Consider the following 23,457-nt stretch of genomic DNA (forward strand, 5'->3'; position numbering starts at 1 on the left):
GAACGCATGTAGAACATGCGTGAACAGATTCGGTTGATTTGGAGGGCACGACGTGCTGACCAGTAAACAAAGAGAGCTTCTTCTCTTCATTCATGAGCGTATCAAACAGGATGGCGTTTCGCCATCCTTTGACGAGATGAAGGAAGCGCTGAATCTTGCCTCCAAATCCGGCATTCACAGGCTTATTACGGCGCTGGAGGAACGAGGCTTCATCAAGCGTCTGGCAAACCGTGCACGCGCCCTGGAAGTTATCAAGCTGCCGGATTCAGCGACGCCCTCCGCGCCCCCCAAGGGCCGGCAGGTCTTTCGCCCGAGTGTGGTTGGCAACGAGACTCCCCCGCCGGCCATGGCCCGTCACACTATTCCGGTACTCGGACGGATCGCAGCCGGTGTTCCGATCGAAGCAATCCAGAACGAGACCCACCGGATTCGCCCGCCGGATGATCTTCCCGAGGGTGATGATCACTTCGCGCTCGAAGTGAAGGGTGACTCCATGATCGATGCAGGCATTCTTGATGGTGATCTGGTCATTCTGAAGCGTACCGAGGATGCCAACACCGGCGACATCGTCGTGGCGCTGATCGATGAGGAAGAGGCGACGCTCAAGCGGCTCCGCAAAAAGGGTGCATCAATTGCCCTCGAAGCGGCCAATCCTGCCTTCGAGACCCGAATTTTTGGTCCGGACAGGGTTCGCGTTCAGGGCCGACTGGTCGCCTTGGTACGTCGTTACGACTGATCTTCACGATCACCGAGGCATGGCGTCCAGGGCCGGTTCCCACAGCGGGGCCGGTGCGCGCTTAGCCGCGCCCCGACAGATCGCTTTACGCTGACCGCTCCACCTGCCTTTATGTCGGACCAATCACTGAAAACCGCGCCAGGCCAGCAGGAGTCCGAAATGGGCCGGTCTGATATGACGATGGCAGCGCGCTCTTGGCATTGCGACTTCAACCAGCCCGTCCGTCCAAGCAGGACTGTCCCGGCCCTGCTTTCGATTTTGCACCCATCCTGTCCACCACAGTCTATTGATGTTGGGATGTCGGCAAATTGCAGAGGTGACAAGCCCTCCCCGTCCATGAAGTTGAGTCTCTGAAATCCATCATCTGTAGAGACGTACACGTCTCCCGAGGAGGACCAGTGCATGATTGTTGCTGGTGAGGCTGCCCAAACGAGGACAGCGGCCATACAGGCCCCTGCACCACTTGCCATACGCCTCAGCACATTCGTTTCCAGACAGGCCGCAGTTAGTCCCGCAATGAGGATTAGCAGAACCACGGAAGGCATCTGCGCACCGACACTGAATCCGGCCGCACCATCGCCAGCAGCCCAGTGCGCAATCGCCAGCACGCGCTCCAGAGACCACCCGAACAGCCGCAAGAATACATCTGACAGTCCAAACGGCAGGCTTACCAGCGCAAGCCCCGCGGACGGCGCACTGAGGAAGGTTATAATTGGCATTGCAAGCAGATTCGCTGCGAGCCCCAGCGGCGCCACCCTGTCAAAATGATAAAGCGCGAAAGGTGCAGTCGCCACGGCACCTACGATAGATGTAACCGCCAGGGATTTGAGGACAAATCCCGTGCCGCGCCTGCCGGACTCTCCGCGTTCGGCCTGCCGGCGGGCCCATGCCTCGTATGTAACAATCAGTGCCCCAGTCGCCGCAAAGGACATCTGGAACCCCGGTGTCATCACGCTGGAAGGCTGCATTATTATGACAGCGATCATGGCAAGCGCAAAGGTGCGCAGACTGAATGGCGACCGGTCCAGTATCATGGCCAGGAAAACGACACTCGCCATGATGAAAGCCCGCTGCGTCGAGATGCTCGCGCCCGAGAGGATCATGTACAGGAACGTCGCGGCCATCGCGGAGGCCGCAGCCGGCTTCTGCGTAGGCACACGCAGCGCCAGCCACTCCCACATGGACAGGCCACGCTTGATGGCGAAAAAGACAAGGGTACCCACAATGCCCAGATGCAGACCGGATATGGCCAGCAGGTGCGCGAGCCCGGAGTTGCGTAATGCCTCCATGTCAGCTTGAGGCATAAAGCTGCGGTCGCCTGACGTCAGGGCTGCAGCGAAGCCGCCCGCACGCTGTCCTGCTGCTTCTTTGACATGGCGTGCCAAGCCGCGCCTGGTCGTGGCGACACGGTTGCGTATTCTCGCAGCGGCGTCATTTTCCACGCCCAACACGCCACCCCGACACCGTCCCATGACATATCCTACGCCATCCAGGCCTTCGAAATAGGCCTGACGGTTAAAGGGATAGTCGCCCGGCAACTCTGGCTGAGGAGGTGGGCGGATCACAGCCCAGCACCTTACGAACCGCCCTGTTTCGACTGCAAGCCGATTGGTGTGGGTCAAGCGGACGAGGCGGGGTAAAGTCGCTGAAGACGCTCCTGAAACAGCATGAACATCAAGCACGAGTCTTACCCCGTTCTGCCCTGGCTCAATATCGCTGATCCACCCCTCCAGCATCACAGGTCCAATCGTGGAGGTCACATAGGGCGGCCCTCGAAAGTCTGTGTGGGCCTTTGCGCAGATCAGCCCGCAGGCTGAACCGCAAACAAGCAAAGCCGCCATGCGCGCAGATGGGGGCATGGGCCATCGCCTGAGCCCCCACCAAACGGCCAGCAGGACGACCAAACACCCTGTCAGCAAGGTGCCCAGAGCGGGCTCGAAGGTCAGGGAGTAGTAAAGCGCTGCACCCGCGCACATGCCAAGAGCGACGTATAGCGGTGCGCGCATGAGACCCAGCGTGGCGCCATTGTCCGTGCTATCCACTGGCGCCACATCAGTCTTGCTCTTGCCTGATCGCGATTGAGCGTGTTGATGGCGGCCAGAAGAAAGGCCCGGAAAACTGGAGGACTGGTCAGACAGATGAGTGTGGTTACCCGTTTCGCCCCCTCCCCGACTGGCATGCTGCATATTGGCGGTGCCCGGACTGCTCTTTTCAACTACCTGTACGCACACCGCAACCAGGGAAAATTCCTTTTGCGGATCGAGGATACCGACAAGGCGCGCTCTACGCAGGAAGCCGTGGACGCGATTCTCGACGGGATGGCATGGCTCGACCTCGAAGCTGATGGCGAGATTTACTATCAAAGCCAGCGCGCCGACCGGCACGCAGAAGTCGCCGAAGCGCTCGTTGAGCATGGCGCGGCGTTTCGCTGCTACATCACGCCAGAAGAACTTCAGGCACGGCGCGAGGAGGGCGAGCAAGCCCGCGCCGAGTCAAAATCTGACGACCTGACCGAGGAGGCACGCACCGCTCTCAAGCAAAAGGCGGAGCGTCTTCTCGCCCCCTTCCGATCGCCTTATCGGGACGGAAGCACCCCACCCGCACCCGATGCGTCTTATACCATTCGCCTGCGCGCACCCGATGAAGGCGACATTGTTGTCCAGGACAAGGTGCAAGGCGATGTACGCGTTCGCGCCAGCGAGATCGACGACCTCATCCTGCTAAGGGCAGATGGTAGCCCGACTTACATGCTCGCAGTGGTGGTCGATGATCACGATATGGGCGTGACGCATGTTGTTCGCGGTGACGACCATCTCCGTAACACGTTCCGCCAGATACCGATCTACAAGGCCATGAGTTGGGATGTGCCGGTTTATGCACATGTTCCGATGATCCACGGGGACGACGGCGCGAAACTCTCCAAACGCCATGGCGCCCTGAGCACCACTGCATATCGGGAGATGGGCTACCTGCCCGAAGCCATGGCGGCCTATCTGCTGCGTCTTGGCTGGAGCCATGGAGACCAGGAAATCTTCACGCGGGAAGAAGCAATCGAGCTTTTCTCACTCGAAGCCATCAACAAGGCCCCTGCGCGGCTGGACCTTGCGAAACTAAATGACGTCAATGCGCACTTCATCCGGCAGGCGGATGATGACCGGCTGATGGCCCTCCTGCTTCCCTGGCTTGAAGAGAAGGCCGGTCAGAGCCTCGCGGACGATACAAAAACACGTATTCGCTCAGCCCTGCCTCACATGAAGGATCGCGGCGCCACACTTCCGGATCTGGCCGAAGCCTTCCGCTTTTTCTGGACAGCCAACACCGACAATCTCAACAAGAAGGCTCGGAAGGCCTTGTCCGGGGACAGCCTTACGCGCCTGGGACAGTTGCGTGAAACCATTGCCAATGTTGCTGAATGGAGCGATACCGCATTGCAGCAAGCACTGGAGTCCTTCTGCTCGGCGCACGAGCTGTCCTTCGGACAGGTCGGACCACCCATCCGCGCAGCATTAACGGGCGGACTCCCGGCTCCGGACCTAGCCCCTGTCATGGCCTGGCTCGGACGGGAAGAGACACTGGCGCGCATTGATTTTCATCTCGCCCGGGCGGAAGCCGGGAGCGAATAGCGGACACGTTTAAGAGGGCTGAAATGATCAACAATACCAAACCTGCCGGTACGGCCAAATTCGAGATCGAAGGCAAAACCTATGAGTTCCCAATTCTGAGCGGTACTCACGGGCCGAATGTGGTCGATGTAAAAAAGCTATACGGCGAGGCAGGTGTCTTCACTCTCGACCCCGGCTTCACATCGACAGCGAGTTGCGAATCCCAGATTACCTTCATTGACGGTGAAGAAGGTATCCTGCTTCACCGCGGCTATCCAATCGATGAGCTTGCCAATCAATCAGGCTATCTCGAGGTCTGTTACCTGCTGCTGAATGGCAAGCTGCCGACGCAGACAGAATTCAAGGCCTTCGCCAAGGAAGTGACCCAGCACACACTGCTGCACACCCAGATGGACCGCTTCTTCGAGGGATTCCGGCGCGATAGCCATCCTATGGCCATGCTCACAGGCACCGTCGGCGCCCTTTCTGCCTTCTACCCGAGTTCGATGGACAGTGCCGATCCGGAAGAACGCCGCCTGGCCTCTATCCGTCTGATCGCAAAGATGCCGACGCTCGCAGCGCGCATCTACAAATACTCGATCGGTCAGCCTTTCGTGAATCCGCGCAATGATCTCTCCTATGCCGAGAACTTCCTGCGCATGTGCTTCTCGGTCCCGGCCGAAGACTACAAGATCAGCCCCACCCTCGCAAAAGCGATGGATCGCTTCTTCATCCTGCATGCCGACCATGAGCAGAACGCATCAACGTCTACGGTCCGCCTTGCTGGCTCTTCCGGCGCCCATCCTTATGCCGCCGTGGCGGCGGGCGTAGCTTGTCTCTGGGGCCCAGCGCATGGCGGCGCCAACGAAGCCTGCCTGAACATGCTGCATGAGATCGGTTCAGTAGACAGGATTCCGGAATTCATTGAGCGCGCGAAGGACAAGGATGATCCATTCCGACTGATGGGCTTTGGCCACCGCGTTTACAAAAACTACGACCCGCGTGCGAAGGTCATGCAGCAGACGGCGCACGACGTTCTCGATGAGCTGGGCGTTCGCGACAATCCGGTCCTTAAGGTGGCCATGGAGCTCGAGAAGATCGCCCTTGAGGACGAATACTTTGTCGAGAAAAAGCTCTATCCGAATGTCGATTTCTATTCCGGCATCATTCTCGATGCGATGGGCTTTCCCACCGAGATGTTCACGGTTCTCTTCGCACTTGCCCGCACTGTCGGCTGGGTCTCTCAACTCAACGAGATGATCGAAGACCCGACGCAGCGGATCGGGCGGCCGCGTCAGATCTATACCGGCGAAGCCAAGCGCAGCTTCATTCCGGTTTCGCAGCGCTCTTAAGCGCTCGACAGAAGCACGTCTGCGGCTATTTCAGCGGACGGAAGTTGGCTCTCTCCCATGCGGGAGAGAGCTTTTCTTTGGGCAGCTATCTGAGTCTCCCGCGCCTCGATGTGATTCAGCATCCCAATGGCAGTGTCTGCGATCGGCCCGGCCTTGAACTTCGTCTGCACGAACTCGGGCACCACCTGGGTGTCATCAGCGGCAATATTGAGAAGCGTGATATGCGTCGGCTTGAAAAGCAGGAAGCGCGCGAGCGCCCAGGTGATCCAGCCTGTATGGTAACCAACCAGGAACGGCGTCGATTGCAAGGCTAGTTCACTTGTGACGGTCCCCGAACAGGCCAGCGCATAATCGGCCGATGCCATGATGTCATAACGATCAGCCTTCGGCGGAGATACGCTCGCCCATTGTGTGATGTCTGGAAATGCCTCCAAAAACTGCGAGCGGACATTAGCAGAAGGGTGCATGACGATCCGGCTGTGCGGCACTTCCGATTTCACTCGGCGAGCTGCCTCGACCAACACAGGCGCGACCTGCTCGATCTCTCCCCGGCGGCTTCCAGGCAGGACCAGAAGCATTGGAGCGTCCGCACCTATACCCAGGGCTTCTCTGCCTCTTGAGCGATCCCCAATATGACCGCGCGAGAGCGCCGGGTTGCCCATCACTGTCACCGGCAGGTCAAACGGCTCGTAGAATGGCGCTTCGAACGCGTGGATACAAACAAGGTGGTCCACGGTTTGCGCAAGCGTCTGCGCGCGACCGGGACGTGTCGCCCATACTTGCGGACCCACGACCTTGACCAATCGAATATGCGGCGCACGTTCTCGCACACGCTGAGCGACCCTCAGCGTGTACCCCCAGGAATCCACGAGCCCGACGACATCCGGATCGGCCCTGACAATATCTTCTGCAGCCTGGTCGGCGAGCTCAATGACGCGTTTGTAAATCTTCAACCCTTCAATCAGGCCGAGGACCGACAGTTCTGAAGTATCGATGGGCGAGCGGATTCCCGCCTCAGCCATATGCTCCCCGCCGATTCCATGAATCTCGGTGCCGGGTGCCTTTTCCCGAATAGCCTCGATAATCTCTGACGCCAGTAGATCGCCGGATGGCTCCGCTGCAACCAGATAGACGCTGGCCATCAGTCCCAGCCCGCCGGAAACCCGTACACAAAAATCCCATGCTGTGCGCAGAGTTCAATGATCTTTTCTCGTCCGACAAGGAGTGCGCCTCCTTCCTCAAGACCGATACCCGCCAGGCCCGCCTCTGAGGCAGACCTGATGGTAGCCGGACCGATTGTTGGAAGATCGATACGCCTCTCTTGAATGGGCTTGGGACGCTTCACCAGAACACCCTTGCGCTCGCCGCATGTGCCTCTGAGAGCCGGGTCGAGACGGGCCACACGGGACAGCATACCGTCTGTTCCTTCTTGCGCCTCGACCGCCAGAACGAGTCCGTCGACCACGACACAGCCCTGGCCGATATCGAGGCGCCCAATTTCCGAGGCAATGCGCGCAGCCTTCTTCATGTCGGCAAGAACAGTATCGTCCGGAACAGGTCCGGCCAGCAGACCAGCCCCCATCTTAAGCTCACTCGCAGCCTGCTCAGCTCCTATTATCCTGAAACCGGCCTTTTCGAGATCGTCCAGGATGACCCGCAGCAACGCATCATCGCCCTTTCGAGCCGCCGCAAGAACCTTGGGCAGAAGGCGAGCGCCCCGCATATCAAGTTTAATATCTGAAAAGTTCGGACGTTTGACGATACCCGCGAAGACAAGTTCCTCGCATCCTTCTTCCTTGAAGCGTTTCATAAGGCGGCCAAGCTGGCCCATGCCGACCGTTTCGCCCGGGAACTGTAGCAGTGCCTTTTCCTCAAATCCGGCGAGCCGCATGACATAGACAGAGCGCCCACTCTCCTGCGCCGCCTGCGCGATGCTCACAGGAAGATTACCGAGACCAGAAATGATGCCGAGCTTGGACATGTCAGCCCTTACTCTGGCAGGCAAAGTGCCCGGCTCTTGCTGGCTCGGATGAATTCGATGATCTCCAGCAATTCGGGGCAATCGCCATAGGTTTCTTCCGCATCGACCACCCGCTCGCTGAACGTTCCTTCCTTGGCAAACAGCATGCGATAAGCCGCTCGGAGATCGTGGATGGACTGACGGCTGAAACCGCGGCGCTTCATGCCGGTGATGTTCAGACCGGCCAGATGAGCGTGGTTTCCGATGACCGAACCATACGGGATGACATCCGCTACGACGATAGCGCCGCCGCCAACAAATGCATGACGTCCAATACGGGTGAACTGATGCACGGCTGACATACCGCCCATCCAGACCTGTTCGCCAACGGTAATATGCCCCCCGAGCGCAACATTGTTTGCAAATACGCACTTGTCGCCAACCTGACAGTCATGCGCGACATGCCCGCCCACCATGATCAGGCAATGCGCCCCGACTGATGTCAGGCCACCATGTTTAGGCGAGCCGCCATGAATGGTGACATGCTCGCGGAGGACGGTGCCTTCACCAATCGTTATGCGAGACGTTCCATCATCCTTGAAGCCAAGGATCTGCGGTGCTGCCCCAACAACAGCGCTCGGAAAGATCTCGACCTCGCGACCCAGCTCTGTCTGTCCCTTGACGGTCGCGCGCTCGTGAATCTGACAACCATCGCCCAGCACCACACCCGCTCCTACAAAGGCAAAAGCCCCGATGCGGACATCGTTTCCGATTTCTGCGCCCGCTTCGACAATCGCAGTGGGATGGATATTCGTGCTCACTTTGCCTTCTTATCCCCCGATATCTGCTTCTGGAGCCAGGCGATTTCGCGCATCCACTGACGAATCGGTCGGGCCGGCGTTCCGCCCCACGTCTCCCCAGCAGGGACTTCACGGAACACTCCCGAAGACGCGGCGATCTGTGCGCGCTCACCGACTTTTACATGGTCGGCAATGCCCGCGCGGCCACCGAGCATGGCCCCGTCTTCAATGATGACCGATCCCGAAATCCCTCCGAAAGACGCGATTACCACGCTCCGGCCAATAACGGCGTTGTGTGCAATCTGGCACAGATTATCGATCTTGGTGCGTTCACCGATGATCGTATCGTCGAACGCCCCGCGATCAACACATGTATTGGCACCGATTGTCACGTGATCCTGCACAATGACCCGGCCATATTGCGGCGCGTCATCAGCGCCATCAGGCCCACCCATGACACCAAATCCGCTCTCACCGATACGGGCCCCGGAATAGATCCGGACATTGTTGCCAAGGAGCGCGCACTGGATGGAAACATTAGCGCCGATTTCGCAATCACGCCCGACCTGTACGCCGGGTCCGATCACCGAGTTCGGGCCAATGACGCTGCGATCGCCAATGGCTGCCCCCGCACCGATAACGGCGCTCGGCGCCACCTGAGCGGTTTCATGGACATTGGTTTCGGTATGCCCTGCCTGATCGGTCCAGCTTCGCTGGCGCAATATGGCTCTACTAGCGACTGCATGAGCATGACGCGGCAACGGTGTACAAAGAGCCACCACACCCTCAGGCAAGGAATCAGCATGGTCGGGCTTAACAAAGCACGCCGTCGCCCGTCGACTGATCTCGTCGGCCCGTGGCGCCTTGACGCCCTCATAATAGCAGAGATCGCCATCGCCGGAGCTTGAGGCAGGACCAACTCCGCTTACGAGTTCGGCCCTGTCGCCGCGAAGCTCGGCCCCGGAAATCCGGGCGAGCTCCGCGACTGAAACGGGGCCGAGCAGTTCGTAGAACCGGCCGTCGACAGGCATGCTACTGCTGCTGCGGTTGCGCCTGAATTTTCTGACGCACGACGTTCACGGTTGGCATTTTCGCATCCATCTTGCTGATGACGAGATCAGTCGCGTCGACCGAAGAAGACACGTAAACTGCGTCAGAACGGTCCAGCATGATGTCAGCGTTCTTCTCGGTGACCACTTCCTGCAAGACGGGCTGCATGGCCGTGAAGAAGTCGCTCCATGCCTTGCGTTCCGTAGCCTGTAGTTCTGCCGCAGCAATCTTGCGCTTACGATTGAACTCCTGAGCCTTGCGCGCATAGTCACGCACTTCTGAACTCAATGCTTCATCGGCTGTGATGGCATCCATCGACATGTTTGCCGTCTTCGCTTCGAGCGACTGACCTTCCGAAGCAAGAGAATCCTGGGTCGGCTTCAGTTCGGCCGACATGGACTGTTCGATGGCGTTTACCTTCGAAATGATATCCTTGCCGCCCGCGCTTTCGCGCATGATGCGGTTCTGGTCGATGACGATAACATTGGTGCCTTGGGCATGCGCCACCGGCGCAACGACGGCGGCGCTCGTGAACAGCATCGCGAACGATGCTAGAGCAGCTTTCAAGAATTGCATTATATCCTCCTCAGGACGTCTCAGAAGCGAGTGGAAGTGCTGAACCGGAATGTCTCCGTCCGGTCATACTCTTCCTGTCGTAGAATTTGAGAGAAATCGAACCGGATCGGTCCGAATGGCGAATCCCAGCCCACAGACAAACCGGCCGAAGCCCGCAGTCCCATCGCATCTTTCGTTAGCCGAACAGTGGTCGTTTCCGACCCTTCCGGAGAAATGATCCGAGCCGGATCTATGTCGATGTCATCAAGCATGCCAACGGAGCCGGCCTCAACAAACAGCGCTGTGTCGATCCCGTACTCGTCAGGCAGGAAGTTGGGTACCGTCACTTCGAGTGTACCTTGATAATATGCCTTGCCCCCCAAAGCATTCAGACGCCGCACCCGAACGGTATTTCCTTCGGAATCCACCGTGCGCTCAATCAGGCGCGGTCCGAGGCCGGCAACGTCAAAACCACGGAAGCTTGAACCGCCACGGAAGAAGCGGTTGTTGATCCGGATACCGTCATCATCGCCAATTGGTTCGATCAGGCCGCCAGAGATGCGGGCACTGGCCCGCACGCCTTTGAAAATGCCCTTATACGTCGCTGCGGAAACTTCGGTGCGCAGAAACTGCACATCGCCACCTACACCCGCAAAATCCTGGCTGAGCGACATGTCGAAACCGCCCGTTGGTTCGATCGGATCATTGCGCCTGTCCCAATTGAAGGAATAGCCGATGATGGACGAAATTTCCGCGCGCTCGTTCCGGCATCCTCTTGAGCGATTGATATATTCGGCGTCACAAATATCGACCACAGCGGTTCCATCCGGCAGAGGGTCCGCATTTGGTGAAACTGGCACCTGGACTTCAGTGTCATCCGATGGGTCATCCGGCGTGCCATTGTCATCGACCACCGTCTGGAATGCCAGCGTGCCATCAGCATCATTAATAACGATTGGTACATCCGCCAGATCCAGCTTGTCAGATTGGAGCCGGTAACGAAGGCCCAGATTCGTGTGCTCGCTCAGGGGAAAGCCTAGGTTTACACCAGCACCAATTGTATCGGTTTCAAACCCGCCAAACGCGACATCGGAAAAATCCGAACGCGTGGAGAAGATATCGATGCCTGCCGCGAGGTTCCGGTCCAGGAAGCGTGGCTCACGGAAACGCAAATCCACATATTGCTGGCGTTGCGACGCGGAAACCCGCGCAATCACTGTCTGGCCTCGGCCTCTGAGATTGCGCTGGGAGACGCTGACATCGAACAGGAAGGCATCGACGGAAGAATAACCCGCCGCAAAGGAAAGCTCGCCTGTTGGTTGTTCCTCGACACTCACCTCGACCACCGTGCGATCCGGACGCGAGCCGGGGCTTTCGGTGATTTCCACGTTCTTGAAGTAGCCAAGGGCGCGAACCCGGTTGCGCGAACGGTCAAGCAGCACGCGGTTAAACGCATCGCCTTCCGAGACCCGCAGTTCGCGGCGAATGACCCGGTCAAGCGTTGCCGTATTACCCACAATGTCGACACGCTCGACATAAACGCGCGGGCCTTCATCGATCGCAAAAGTGACGTTGATCCGGTTGGTTTCGGGATCAGGATCAAGCTGCGGGGTGATATCGACAAAGGCATAACCGGCAACGCCGGCCGCATAGGTCAGCGTGTCGATCGCGTTCTCGATCTGGTTGCCCCGGAACAGGTTGCCTTCCTGGATCGAAAGCGCCCGGCGCAGCGCACTGGCGTTGAGTTTGTCGAGCTCTGTCTCGACCTTCACATCGCCATAATAATACTGATCACCTTCATCGACGGTGTAGGTGATGTAGAAGTCTTCCTGGTCTGGCGTCAGATCGGCAACAGCAGACACCACCCGGAAGTCATAATATCCATTATTCTGATAGAATTGGCGCAGAAGCTCCCGGTCATACTCCAGCCGTCCCGGGTCATAATTGTCGTTTGAACTGAAGAAGCGCCACCAGCGCGACTGACGCGTGACGATTTCACTGCGCAACCGGCCATCAGAATAAGCTCCGTTACCGATGAAATTGATCGACCGGACCCCGGTGACAGGCCCTTCGTTGATGACAAAGACCAGATCAACGCGGTTTTGTTCCAGCGGCTTGTATTGAGGCTCAACGCTGGCTGCGAATCGGCCAGACTGACGATAGAGTTCGAGAATGCGCTGAACATCGGACTGCACGCGGGCCGCCGTGAAGATGCCCCGAGGTGCGACTTCGATTTCCTCGCGCATCTTTTCGTCATCGATAGCGTCGTTACCCTCGAAGATCACACGGTTAATGATCGGATTTTCCACGACCCGGACGATCAGGTCTGAGCCGGATTTCTCGAAGGAAGCATCCGCAAACAAACCGGTGGCAAATAGCGTCTTCAGTGAAAGGTCAATGCGGTCTGGATCGAACGGATCACCTGGCTCAACGAGCAGATAGGACTGAATCGTGCGGTCCTCGATCCGCTGATTACCTTCCACGATGACCGTGCGGATCGTTTCGCCAGAATTCACCGTTTGCGCGTGTGCAACAGGGTTTAGCCCCGGGGCCGTGGCAAGGGCCACACTGGCAACAACGCTCATAAGGGATGCAGCGAATGCAGATCGCATATCTAAACTCTCAATTTACCGTGAAGCTCGGCTATCAGCCACGAGCAGTGTTGAACAGTCCCGTTTCCAGTACGTCGCCCCATGTGATGAACACGAACATTCCGAGCAACAAGACCATCCCCGCCATAAGCGCACCTTCCTGAATACGTGCCGGCATCGGTTTTCCGGCTATGGCTTCATAGCAATTGAAAACGATGTGGCCACCGTCGAGTACAGGAAATGGAAGTAAATTAAAGAAACCGATTCCTACAGAGACCGCCGCGCAGATGCTGATCATGTTCCAGAAAAGCGACTGCATCTTCTCCCAGGCGGATACCTCCTGCACCGCCATCGTGCGGTTGACGATACGGCGGCTGACATCACCAATCGCAACAGGCCCGCTGAGTGTGCTCAGATCCTCCTTGCCCGTCACCATCCGCTTGATCATGTCGGTCGTCATGGTCAGCGTGGACCAGGTCTGCTCCCCGCCTTTCAATAGCGCTTCAGCGGGGTTGTAGCGAATGTGCCGCCCAGTATCGGGCATAGAGGCCATCTGAACGCCGATGGTCCCCATCTTCTGCATCTGCCCAACAGCATTTTCACGGACCTCAGGCTGCGGAACCACTGTCAGTGTCATCGGCTCAGAATTACGCTCAACGACGGTCTCAACCTCACTGTTGCTCGACATGGAGATGATCATCTGCACCTGACCAGCACTGGTGATCGGCTTTCCCTCCATGGAGACAAAGACATCGCCGGGCTCAAATCCTGCTTGCTGCGCTGGTGTGCCTTCGAACACACCCATTACAGCCACGCGGCTTTCATAGCTGCCATTAACCAGGAAGAGCATCGAAAACAGCAAGAAGGCGAGGATGAAATTGGCCGCTGGACCTGCTGCAGCAATGATTGTTCTGCCGCCAACGCCAATATCATTGTAGAGCTTGCCCTTGGGCCCCTCCTCCACCTTGCCTACATCGCTTGGCAGTTGATGCTCACCAACGAACTTCACAAAACCGCCGAGAGGAATCCAGTTTACGCGCCAGCGCGTGCCATTGCGATCCGTACGAGCGAAAATCGGTTTCCCGAATCCGACCGAAAACGATTCTACAGCGGCCCCGAAGAAACGTCCCGCAAAGTAGTGGCCGAGCTCATGGATGACCACCACGATACCGAGCAGGAAAACAAGGCTGAGAATAAAGATCGGGATCTGGCCAAGAGCGTCCATCATTGCACTTCACTCCTTGTGCGCGAGGCAGCTTTCTCGATCAGCGACTGAGTCACGGTTCTGACATCCCGATCAAGAGCAATAACATCATCAAGACAGGCTGGCTCTCCAGCGGCAGACGTCGAATGCAAGCCCGCTTCCAGCGCGCGCGAGACAATCCAGCTGATATCAGTGAATCCGCACTGCTCTTCCAGGAAGGCATCGACCGCGCACTCATTTGCAGCATTCATGACGATCGCAGCGCCAGCGCCACTGTCGAGGGCCTGGCGCGCCAGCCTGATCGCGGGAAACCTGACATCGTCAACCGCCGCGAAATCGAGCCGGCCAAGCTCAACCAGGTTGAGCCGGGCAACATCTGTCGGCAGGCGGCGTTCCGGCCAGGAAAGGGCGTGGGCAATCGGTGTCTTCATATCTGGAGAACCGAGCTGTGCAAGGACTGAACCATCCCGATATGTCACTAGCGAATGAACGATGGACTGAGGATGAACAAGCACATCAATCCGCTCTTGCGGCATGTCGAATAGATAGGCCGCCTCAATCAGCTCGAGCGCCTTGTTCATGAAGGTCGCGCTGTCGACAGAGATCTTGCGTCCCATGGACCACCGCGGGTGATCGCATGCTTCGTCCGGCGTGACACTATGGAGACGCCCGAGAGGCGTGTTCAGAAACGGGCCACCGGAGGCTGTAAGGACGAGCCGTTCGACATCCTCACGCCGCTCCATAACCTGGAACATTGCATTGTGCTCTGAGTCCGTCGGAACAATCTCTGCGCCAGTTTCAGACGCCAGGCGGCCAAGGATCGGGCCCGCGCAGACCATGCTTTCCTTGTTGGCCAGCGCCACACTGTTTCCGGCTTTCAACGCTTCATAGGTTGATCGCAGACCTGCAATACCAACGATCGCAGCGACCACACGGTCGACCGGGCGTGACGCAGCATCACTGACGGCTTCTGGTCCCGCAGCGACTTCAATGCCTGTGCCTGACAGCCGGGTCTTGAGCTGCTCATAGCGGCTCTCATCCGCAACAACGGCGAGTTTTGCATCGAAGGCGATAGCCTGTTTGGCCAATGATTCCACGTCTCTATGGGCTGTCAGTGCATCGACAACGAAAACCGGTGCATCAGAGAGCGCATTGGCATGCTCGATAACAGAGAGGGCGGAGCGGCCGACTGAACCAGTTGATCCCATGATCGAAATCCGGATCGTCATCTGCTCACCTCCAGTCCTAACATGTCAACCAGAGGGCCCGCCGCGTAAAGGAGCGCAACCGCCATGACGCAGGCCATGCCCAGCCCGTCTACGCGGTCCATAACGCCACCATGACCAGGCACGATGCCGCTGGTATCCTTGATGCCGAAACGCCGTTTAAGCGACGATTCAAACAGGTCCCCCCACTGGGCGATGAAGGAAATGCAAAAGCCTGCGAATAACCAGGGCAAGCGTGGTGCGTCGAGCAGGCCTGCCGCGATCAGGCCGCAAAGCCCGCTGCACAACATGGCCCCAAGTGCACCACTCCAGGTCTTCGAGGGGGAATCCTTTGGTGAAAGCGGCGGGCCCCCAAAGCCGCGGCCGGCAAAATAGGCCCCCGAATCAGACGCCCACACAGTCCCCATAACGATCAGCGCCGCGGCCTGACCGTTCCAGTCGCCATCCCGCAGCAGGTACAGAGACAAGGGCAAGCCGGACGCGTAGCAGATACCGAGGGCGCCAATCAGGCGCTCAGGCAATCTTGCAGGGTGCAAAAGCACTGTCAGCAAGGCGCAGGCGCCCATCAAGGCCAGCGCCACCGTCCAGTCCACTACCAGCATGGCAAGAGAAGGCAACAAGCAGAAGAAAGCCATGAGTGGCATGACCGGCGAGGCCGTCATACGGGCCCACTCATATCCCATCACCGCCCCAAAGAGCGCGCAGGCTAGAGCGAGCGGAGCACCTCCTATTGAGACGACGAACAGCGCAAAGGGGATTAGAATAGCTGCCGAAAGTACACGCAGCGCGAGTTCCCTAGTCCGGTGACTCGACGACTTCGCCTCAACCACGTCAGGCCGCTCCGGACTTAAGCCCGCCAAACCGCCGTTCACGCGAGGCGAACGTATCCAGGGCATCGGCGAGATAGGACTCTCCGAACTCGGGCCAGAGGACATCCATAAAGACCAGCTCGGCATAAGCGCCTTGCCAGACAAGAAAGTTGCTCAAACGATGCTCTTCGCCCGTGCGGATAATAAGGTCCGGATCAGGAAAACCTGACGTGTCGAGATGACCGGCCAGAAGCGCTTCATCAATCTCGGCGGCACCAATACGCCCGGCTTTCAGATCTTCCGCTACTTGACGCGTCGCCCGCGCGATTTCCTCGCGTCCGCCATAATTGAAAGCAATACCAAGATTGAATGCCGTGTTTTCACGGGTTTCGTGAATGGCTCTATCGAGGAGCTGGGCAATATCGTCCGGCAGGCCTTCTCTCGTGCCAAAGACACTTATTCGAACGCCCTCTTTCTTGAGGCGCTCCAGGTCGCGATTTACGAAGGTTTTCAACAGGGTGAATAGCGCGCTGACTTCGGAAACGGGGCGACGCCAGTTCTCTGTCGAAAACGAATAGACCGTCAGGTATTGAAGGCCGAACTTCTGAGCGGCTCGCACGGTCCGACGCAGCGCTTCCACGCCGCGCTCATGCCCTACAGACCGCGGGAAACCATTACGTGACGCCCAGCGCCCATTACCGTCCATGATAATACCGACATGAACAGGTACACTCCCACCTTTTTCAGGCTGGGCGTCTTCCGAGGAGGCGGGCTGGGGCGTCAAACCTGCATGATCTCCGCTTCTTTATTTTTCAGGACCTCATCGATACGAGCAATGTGTGCGTCCGTAAGCTTCTGAACATCCTCAGAAAGACCGCGCGCTTGGTCTTCGCTGATCTCTCCATCCTTTTCAGCTTTCTTGAGTTGGTCCATACCATCGCGGCGAACGTTGCGGACTGCCACGCGTGCCTGCTCAGCATATTTGCCGGCGACCTTGGTCAGTTCCGTACGGCGTTCCTCGTTGAGGACCGGAATCGGAATCCGCAGATTATTGCCATCGACAACCGGGTTAAGACCCAGACCTGACTCTCGGACAGCCTTGTCAGCCGCCCCCACTACAGACTTGTCCCAGATATTGACCGCCAGGGTGCGGGCATCGAGGACGGAAACCGAGCCCACCTGGTTAAGCGGCATGGATGAACCGTAGGCCGGCACCATCACGGAATCGAGCAAATTGGGCGACGCCCGTCCCGTCCTCAGGCCGCCCAGATCGGACTGGAGTGAGGTAATCGCGCCGTCCATGCGGCGTTCGATATCTTTCTTGTTCAAACTCATTCGTGCACTTCTCGCATTTTAGGAGATAATCGTCGATGTCCCCTCACCGAGCAGGACATCCTGAAGAGCCCCTTTCTTGTGCAGGGAAAATACCACAATCGGAATATTCGTGTCGCGCATCAGGCTGACAGCGCTCGCATCCATGACCCGCAGGTCGCGAGCAAGCACCTCCTGATAGCCGAGCTGATCGTAGCGCTCCGCTGTGGCGTCTTTTTTGGGGTCCGCCGAATATACACCGTCGACCTGCGTGCCCTTGAACATGGCCCCGCAATTCATCTCGGCCGCGCGCAGAGCCGCCCCGGTATCCGTGGTAAAATAGGGGTTGCCCGTACCAGCGGCAAAAACGACCACCCTGCCCTTCTCCATATGGCGGATGGCGCGGCGGCGGATATAGGGTTCGCAAACCGTGTCCATCGGGATCGCCGACTGAACACGGGTTGGCACACCGATCTGCTCAAGCGCGCTCTGCATTGCAAGCGCATTCATGACAGTAGCAAGCATGCCCATGGAGTCGGCTTGCGCTCGCTCCATCCCATTCGCAGCCCCTTGAAGACCGCGAAAAATATTTCCGCCACCGATTACGAGACACAGTTCAACGCCTGTATTCTTCACTGCAGTGGCAATTTCTTCGGCGAAACTCAAACAGGTCGGCATGTGGATGCCAAACTCTGACGGTCCCATGAGGGCCTCGCCCGAAAGTTTCAGCAGAACCCGTTTGTAGACTAGCTTGTCAGAAAAATCTGAACCGTCCGGCATATCTCAACTCCAGCGCCCGACTTGCTCGTAAAGGATTCCCGACTGCCTGTCATGGGCAGCCGGGATCTTTCAGTGCAATATCTACGGCCTAGGAGCCAGATGTCATGGACGCGACTTCTGCAGCGAAGTCGTCATCTTCCTTGTCGATGCCTTCACCAAGGGTGAAGCGGACAAATCCGACGAGTTTCGTACCCTGCTCTTCCAGGAACTGGCCGACCGTCTGGTCGGGGTTCATCACGAAAGGCTGCTCCACAAGAACGACTTCCTTGTAGAACTTCTTCAGGCGGCCTTCGATCATCTTCTCGATGACGTTATCCGGCTTGCCGCTTTCCTTGGCCTGGTCAGTCAGAACCTGACGCTCGCGCTCAACCAGCTCAGGGTCGAGATCAGCGGTCGTGGCAGACGCCGGGCTTGTTGCAGCGACATGCATAGCGACCTTGCGGCCAGCTTCGGAGGTCTTGTCGGCGTCGGCGCCTTCAAGAGCCACCAGAACGCCGATCTTACCCATGTTTGGTGCTTCGGCGCTGTGAACATACGCAGCAACCTGGCCGTTCGGGGCTTCCATCGTGGCTGTACGGCGAAGCGTCATGTTTTCACCGATCGTGGCAACAAGACCAGTGATCATGTCGTTGACCGTGCCGTCACCGGCAGGTGCCTTGGCGCCCTGAAGCGCCTCGAGCGTCCCATCGGTTTCCAGGGCCGTATTGGCGATCTGGCCGAGAGCCGACTGGAACTTCTCGTTGCGGGCAACGAAGTCGGTTTCAGCGTTCAGCTCTACGAGTGCGCCCTTCTTGCCATCGTCGGAAAGTACTGCAGCCACCAGGCCGTCAGCCGCCGTGCGGCCCGACTTCTTGGCGGCTTTCGACAGGCCCTTGGCCCGCAGCCAATCAACGGCCGCTTCCATTTCGCCGTCGTTTTCGACCAGTGCTTTCTTCGCATCCATCATACCCGCGCCAGTGCGGTCGCGCAGGTCCTTGACCAGAGCGGCGGTGATCTGTGCCATCTCAGAGATCCTTTTAAAGTGTGGTTGGACTTCAGCCTTCGGCCTTGACTTCCTTGTCCTCGCCGGAGCTTTCGCTGGCCGCTTCGTCAGCAGCCGTAACATCCGCTTCGGTCAGGCCCTCAATGTCTTCGGACTCGCCAAGGTCAATACCAAGACCAGCCGACGACTCCGCCAGACCATCGAGAACTGCGTCTGCAACAAGGTTGCAGTACATGGAAATCGAGCGCGCAGCATCGTCATTGCCCGGGAACGGGAAATCAACGTCATCCGGATCGCAATTCGTATCGATCACGGCGACGACCGGAATGCCGAGCTTCTTGGCTTCCTTGATCGCAATCTGCTCCTTGTTCGTGTCGATCACGAACATCAGGCTTGGCAGACCGCCCATATTGGCAATACCACCCAGAGCGCGGTCAAGTTTGTCGCGCTCACGCTCGACAACAAGAAGCTCTTTCTTCGTAAGACCGGAAGCGTCACGATCCGACAGCGTCTCATCGAGTTCGCGAAGACGGCGGATCGATTTCGAAACTGTCGACCAGTTCGTCAGCGTACCGCCGAGCCAACGATGGTTCATATAATACTGAGCGCAGCGTTCAGCGGCTTCCGCCACCGGCTGCGCTGCCTGGCGCTTGGTGCCAACGAAAAGAACGCGGCCACCTTGAGCAACAGTGTCACGAACCTGGACCAGTGCTTGATGAAGCAGCGGAACCGTTTTCGACAGGTCCATGATGTGGATGCCCGCACGATCGCCGTAGATATACGGCTTCATCTTCGGGTTCCAGCGGTGGGTTTGGTGACCAAAGTGGACGCCAGCCTCAAGCAGCTGACGCATGGAGAATTCAGGCAGTGCCATATCTAATTTTCCTTTTCCGGTTGACCGGCACGGGCGCTATCGGCCTCAAACTGCTGAGACAGACACCGGATAGCCCGCGCATCGGGGGTTGATGGGGCTGGCTTATACAATTTTTGCGCCTGTGCGCAACCGCTCTTGTTCAGGCTGCCCGCGTATCGACACGGGCAACGCCGGACGCCATCTTCAGAGCGCGAAGTGCTTCAAGCCCTGTTGCGTAGACATTCGGAAGCTTGATGGTGACCATGCGACCGTCATCGAGGGGAAGATCAAGGTAGATTGCACCGCGATCCGCGCCGGGGGCATTGACCAGACGGTCTGCCACAGCGGCGATCTCTTCATAGTTCGCTCCGCGCGAAAGATGAACGATCAGCGCTTCGGCCTTTTTACCGATCCGCGCCTTATCGATCGGCGTGACCTGTTTGGCACTGAGCCGGATTTCCTCATCCTGCCGGCGAACGTTCACGGTAACGCAAACGCTGCTGCCTGTTTCCAGGATCGGCCTGTACATGTCGAGCGCTTCGGGCATGACCATAAGCTCCACCTCGCCAGTGGGATCCGACAGGGTCAGGAACGCAAACTTGCCCCCCGACCGCGAAATCTTCTCGACCCGGCGGCGCACGACGCCGATCAGTTCGAGCGGACGGCCGTCCATCGCGACATCACCGATTTCCGCCGATAGCGTAATCCGGCCATCTTCCAGACTGTCCAGCACGTCATCAAGTGGATGCCCGCTCAGGAAGAAACCTGTCGCCGCAAATTCTTCATCAAGCTTTTGCTGGCCATTCCACGCAGAGGCCTGCGGCAGAGCTGTCCGCACGGCTGGCTCAGCATCGCCGAAAAGACCGCCTTGGCCCCCGGCGCGGTCTTCCGCCGCCGAGACAGCCGCCGCTGCCAGCAGAGGCGCAGCCGCCAGCGCGCTAGCACGGTTGGGTTCGAGACTGTCAAACGCTCCGGCGCGCGCCAGCTGCTCGATGCATTTCTTATTCACTGATTTCGGATCGACCCGCTCTGCAAAGTCATGGAGCGACTCGAATGGTCCGTTGGCCCGCCGCTCCTCTTCAACATGTTTCATCGCCTCCAGACCAACGCCTTTGAGTGCGCCCAGGGCATAGACAAGCGCCCCATCCTGCACATCAAAATCCGCCGTGGAACGATTGATGTCAGGCTGGACAAGATCAATTTTGAGGCGCTTCACCTCCTGCACAAAGGCAGCGAGCTTGTCTGTATTGTGAATGTCGAGGCTCATCGAGGCGGCGAGGAACTCAACCGGGAAATGTCGCTTCAGATAGGCTGTCTGGTAGCCGATAAGGGCGTAAGCAGCGGCGTGTGACTTGTTGAAACCATAGCCGGCGAACTTCTCCATCGTGTCGAAGATATCGTTGGCAAGGGGCGCCTCGATACCTTTGAGCTCCTTTGCGCCCTTGAGGAAGCGCTGACGCTGGGCAACCATCTCCTCGACCTTCTTCTTGCCCATGGCGCGGCGCAGAAGGTCAGCTTCGCCCAGTGAATAACCCGCAATCTCCTGGGCCATCCGCATGACCTGCTCCTGATAGACAGGAACGCCGTAGGTGGCCTCGAGGATGGGCTCGAGATCGGGATGCTGGTAGCGGATGCTTGATGGATCTTCCTTGCCTTGGACATAGACTGGAATGTTGTCCATCGGGCCCGGCCGGTAGAGCGAGATGATGGCGATCACGTCTTCAATGTTGTGCGGCCGAACCTTTCGCAGCGTATCACGCATGCCCTGCCCTTCGAGCTGGAACACGCCGAGCGTCTGGCCGCTGGCCATAAGATCGTAGGATGCCTCATCATTCATCGCCGCCCATTCAGGCCCGACATCCTGACCGTCGCGGCGAATAAACTTCAGCGCACGGTCGATGACGGTGAGCGTCTTCAGGCCGAGGAAATCGAACTTAACAAGACCCGCGGATTCGGCCCATTTCATATTGAACTGGGTGGCCGGCAGGTCGGACCGCGGATCATTGTAGAGCGGAACCAGTTCGGTCAGGGGGCGGTCGCCAATGACGACGCCCGCAGCGTGCGTGCCAGCATTGCGGTAAAGCCCCTCAAGAGCCAAAGCCGTTTCGAGCAATTCGCCTACGCGCGGATCCTGAGCGACCTCCTCGTCGAACTTGGGCTCCTCGTCGATCGCTTCCTGAAGCTTCGGCGGGTTGGCAGGGTTAAACGGAATGAGTTTGGCCAGTCTGTCGACCTGGCCATAGGGCATCTGCATCACACGGCCGACATCGCGCACCACAGCCTTCGCCTGAAGTGTGCCGAAGGTGATGATTGCTGCAACACTTTCCGCGCCGTATTTGTCACGTACGTAACGGATGACCTCACCACGCCGCTCCTGACAGAAGTCGATGTCGAAGTCTGGCATCGAAACACGTTCGGGGTTGAGGAACCGCTCAAACAGCAAATCAAAGCGCAGCGGGTCGAGGTCGGTAATCGTCAGCACCCACGCCACGACAGACCCGGCGCCCGACCCACGGCCGGGGCCCACTGGAATGTCGTGATCCTTTGCCCACTTGATGAAGTCGGACACGATCAGGAAATAGCCGGGAAAACCCATCTTCTCGATGATCCCAAGCTCGTAGGCGAGCCGTTCCTCATAGACGTGCCGTTCGGCATAAAGCTTCGGCGCTTCCTCAAGACGACGGACAAGCCCTTCCTCCGCCTGGACCTTCAGCTCCTCAATCTCAGAGCGTGACCCGTCGCCAAAGCGCGGAAGGATCGGCGCATGCTTGCGCGCGCGCACTGCGCAGCGTTTCGCGATTTCAACGGTGTTGGCGAGGGCTTCGGGAAGGTCCTCAAACAGCGCGGCCATCTCATCGGCTGTCTTCAGATACTGCTCTGGCGAGACCCGCTTGCGGTCATCCTGACCAAGATACTCACCGTTCGCGATACACATCATGGCGTCATGCGCCTTGGCATCTTCCGCCTTCGGAAAGCGGCAGTCATGAGTTGCCACGAGTGGCAAGCCCAGCTTGTAGGCCGCATCAATCAGGCCAGGTTCGCTGTTCGCTTCATCGGCAAGACCATGACGCGTCAGCTCTACGTAGCATCGCCCGGGATACGCAGCGGCAAACTCGGCGAGCGTTGCTTCGGCTTCTGCTTGTTTGCCCTTCAGAATATACTGTGCCGCCTCGCCGCGAGACCCGCCCGTAAGCAGGATCAGTCCGTCAGTCTTCTCAAACAGGTGTTCCCGCTTCAGGCGCGCGACGCCATCCTTAGCCTCGAGATAGGCAAAGGAGGAAAGCTCCATGAGCCTCTCATATCCAGTCTCATCCTGCGCATAGACAGAAACCTGCGTCAGCCATTCCTGGTGCCCGCCATCCGTCACATCGAAACAGCAGGCCATGAGCGGCTGGATGCCAGCGCCAGACAGCATCTCGGAAATTTCCAGCGCTCCGAACAAATTGTTCCGGTCCGTTACAGCGACGGCTGGCGCACGATTCGCTTCGGCCCAGCCGGTCAGCTGTTTCGGCGTGATCATGCTTTCGAGCAAGGAATAGCTCGTACGGACAGCCAGATGGATGAATGTCGGATCGGTCACGTGAAGGGGGACCTCTTGCAGCGGAACAAATAGAGTATGCCCGCTAGATGGACTGAGTCGAAGGGG

The 23,457-nt window shown here is 58.2% G+C and carries 19 protein-coding genes; 3 read left to right on the plus strand and 16 right to left on the minus strand.

The features are described 5' to 3' along the window. The first annotated feature begins 52 nt into the window (after positions 1–52). Entirely contained in the window at positions 53–736 is a 684-nt protein-coding gene (gene lexA, locus Q1K29_RS05790) for a transcriptional repressor LexA (protein ID WP_300392015.1), read from the plus strand. Here lexA and Q1K29_RS05795 read toward each other — a convergent pair. Further along, positions 727–2,922, minus strand: coding sequence for a ComEC/Rec2 family competence protein (locus Q1K29_RS05795; protein WP_366524169.1), 2,196 nt, complete (start codon positions 2,920–2,922; stop codon positions 727–729). The genes lexA and Q1K29_RS05795 overlap by 10 nt on opposite strands. On the opposite strand from Q1K29_RS05795, the gene gltX reads away from it, so the two are divergent. Further along, on the plus strand, positions 2,875–4,359 hold the full coding sequence (gltX, locus tag Q1K29_RS05800; RefSeq protein ID WP_300392016.1) for a glutamate--tRNA ligase: 1,485 nt from the start codon (positions 2,875–2,877) through the stop codon (positions 4,357–4,359). The two genes, Q1K29_RS05795 and gltX, sit on opposite strands and share 48 nt — an antisense overlap. A gap of 23 nt (positions 4,360–4,382) precedes the next feature. Then, the gene (gene gltA, locus Q1K29_RS05805) at positions 4,383–5,690 is read left to right on the plus strand and encodes a citrate synthase (RefSeq protein WP_300392017.1); all 1,308 of its coding nucleotides are present in this window, start codon (positions 4,383–4,385) and stop codon (positions 5,688–5,690) included. Here the strand turns inward: gltA and lpxB are convergent. The 15 genes from lpxB to dnaE form a co-directional block, all read right to left on the minus strand. After that, complete coding sequence (gene lpxB / locus Q1K29_RS05810) at positions 5,687–6,832, minus strand: lipid-A-disaccharide synthase (RefSeq protein ID WP_300392018.1); 1,146 nt, start codon at positions 6,830–6,832, stop codon at positions 5,687–5,689. The genes gltA and lpxB overlap by 4 nt on opposite strands. Beyond that, positions 6,832–7,671 (minus strand): UDP-2,3-diacylglucosamine diphosphatase LpxI, encoded by an 840-nt coding sequence (lpxI, locus tag Q1K29_RS05815; protein WP_300392019.1) that lies wholly within the window; start codon positions 7,669–7,671, stop codon positions 6,832–6,834. Before lpxI ends, lpxB begins: the two co-directional genes overlap by 1 nt. Before the next feature lie 8 nt (positions 7,672–7,679). Continuing rightward, positions 7,680–8,471, minus strand: a complete 792-nt coding sequence (lpxA, locus tag Q1K29_RS05820) for an acyl-ACP--UDP-N-acetylglucosamine O-acyltransferase (protein WP_300392020.1) — start codon at positions 8,469–8,471, stop codon at positions 7,680–7,682. Continuing rightward, positions 8,468–9,481, minus strand: coding sequence for a UDP-3-O-(3-hydroxymyristoyl)glucosamine N-acyltransferase (lpxD, locus tag Q1K29_RS05825; RefSeq protein ID WP_300392021.1), 1,014 nt, complete (start codon positions 9,479–9,481; stop codon positions 8,468–8,470). Before lpxD ends, lpxA begins: the two co-directional genes overlap by 4 nt. 1 nt (position 9,482) lies before the next feature. Further along, entirely contained in the window at positions 9,483–10,076 is a 594-nt protein-coding gene (locus Q1K29_RS05830; RefSeq protein WP_300392022.1) for an OmpH family outer membrane protein, read from the minus strand. Positions 10,077–10,096: 20 nt separating this feature from the next. Continuing rightward, positions 10,097–12,667, minus strand: a complete 2,571-nt coding sequence (gene bamA / locus Q1K29_RS05835; RefSeq protein WP_300392023.1) for an outer membrane protein assembly factor BamA — start codon at positions 12,665–12,667, stop codon at positions 10,097–10,099. A 34-nt stretch (positions 12,668–12,701) separates the two neighbouring features. Then, complete coding sequence (locus Q1K29_RS05840; protein ID WP_300392024.1) at positions 12,702–13,874, minus strand: M50 family metallopeptidase; 1,173 nt, start codon at positions 13,872–13,874, stop codon at positions 12,702–12,704. After that, positions 13,871–15,079 carry a 1-deoxy-D-xylulose-5-phosphate reductoisomerase gene (dxr, locus tag Q1K29_RS05845; RefSeq protein ID WP_300392025.1) on the minus strand — a complete coding sequence of 403 codons (1,209 nt, stop codon included), beginning with the start codon at positions 15,077–15,079 and terminating at the stop codon, positions 13,871–13,873. The genes Q1K29_RS05840 and dxr overlap by 4 nt, the downstream gene beginning before the upstream one ends. After that, a complete protein-coding gene (locus tag Q1K29_RS05850; RefSeq protein WP_366524174.1) occupies positions 15,076–16,011 on the minus strand; it encodes a phosphatidate cytidylyltransferase in 936 nt (311 codons plus the stop codon). Before Q1K29_RS05850 ends, dxr begins: the two co-directional genes overlap by 4 nt. Next, entirely contained in the window at positions 15,908–16,669 is a 762-nt protein-coding gene (uppS, locus tag Q1K29_RS05855) for a polyprenyl diphosphate synthase (protein ID WP_300392027.1), read from the minus strand. The genes Q1K29_RS05850 and uppS overlap by 104 nt, the downstream gene beginning before the upstream one ends. After that, the gene (gene frr / locus Q1K29_RS05860; protein WP_300392028.1) at positions 16,666–17,220 is read right to left on the minus strand and encodes a ribosome recycling factor; all 555 of its coding nucleotides are present in this window, start codon (positions 17,218–17,220) and stop codon (positions 16,666–16,668) included. The genes uppS and frr overlap by 4 nt, the downstream gene beginning before the upstream one ends. An 18-nt stretch (positions 17,221–17,238) precedes the next feature. Continuing rightward, a complete protein-coding gene (pyrH, locus tag Q1K29_RS05865) occupies positions 17,239–17,976 on the minus strand; it encodes a UMP kinase (RefSeq protein WP_300392029.1) in 738 nt (245 codons plus the stop codon). A gap of 88 nt (positions 17,977–18,064) precedes the next feature. Further along, on the minus strand, positions 18,065–18,979 hold the full coding sequence (gene tsf / locus Q1K29_RS05870) for a translation elongation factor Ts (protein WP_300392030.1): 915 nt from the start codon (positions 18,977–18,979) through the stop codon (positions 18,065–18,067). Between the two features lie 31 nt (positions 18,980–19,010). After that, positions 19,011–19,832: a 30S ribosomal protein S2 gene (rpsB, locus tag Q1K29_RS05875; RefSeq protein WP_350212856.1), complete on the minus strand. Its 822-nt coding sequence runs from the start codon at positions 19,830–19,832 to the stop codon at positions 19,011–19,013. Positions 19,833–19,971: 139 nt separating this feature from the next. Beyond that, a complete protein-coding gene (gene dnaE / locus Q1K29_RS05880) occupies positions 19,972–23,391 on the minus strand; it encodes a DNA polymerase III subunit alpha (RefSeq protein ID WP_300392031.1) in 3,420 nt (1,139 codons plus the stop codon). Positions 23,392–23,457 lie beyond the last annotated feature (66 nt).

Source organism: Henriciella sp., from assembly GCF_029937755.1.
GTDB lineage: Bacteria > Pseudomonadota > Alphaproteobacteria > Caulobacterales > Hyphomonadaceae > Henriciella.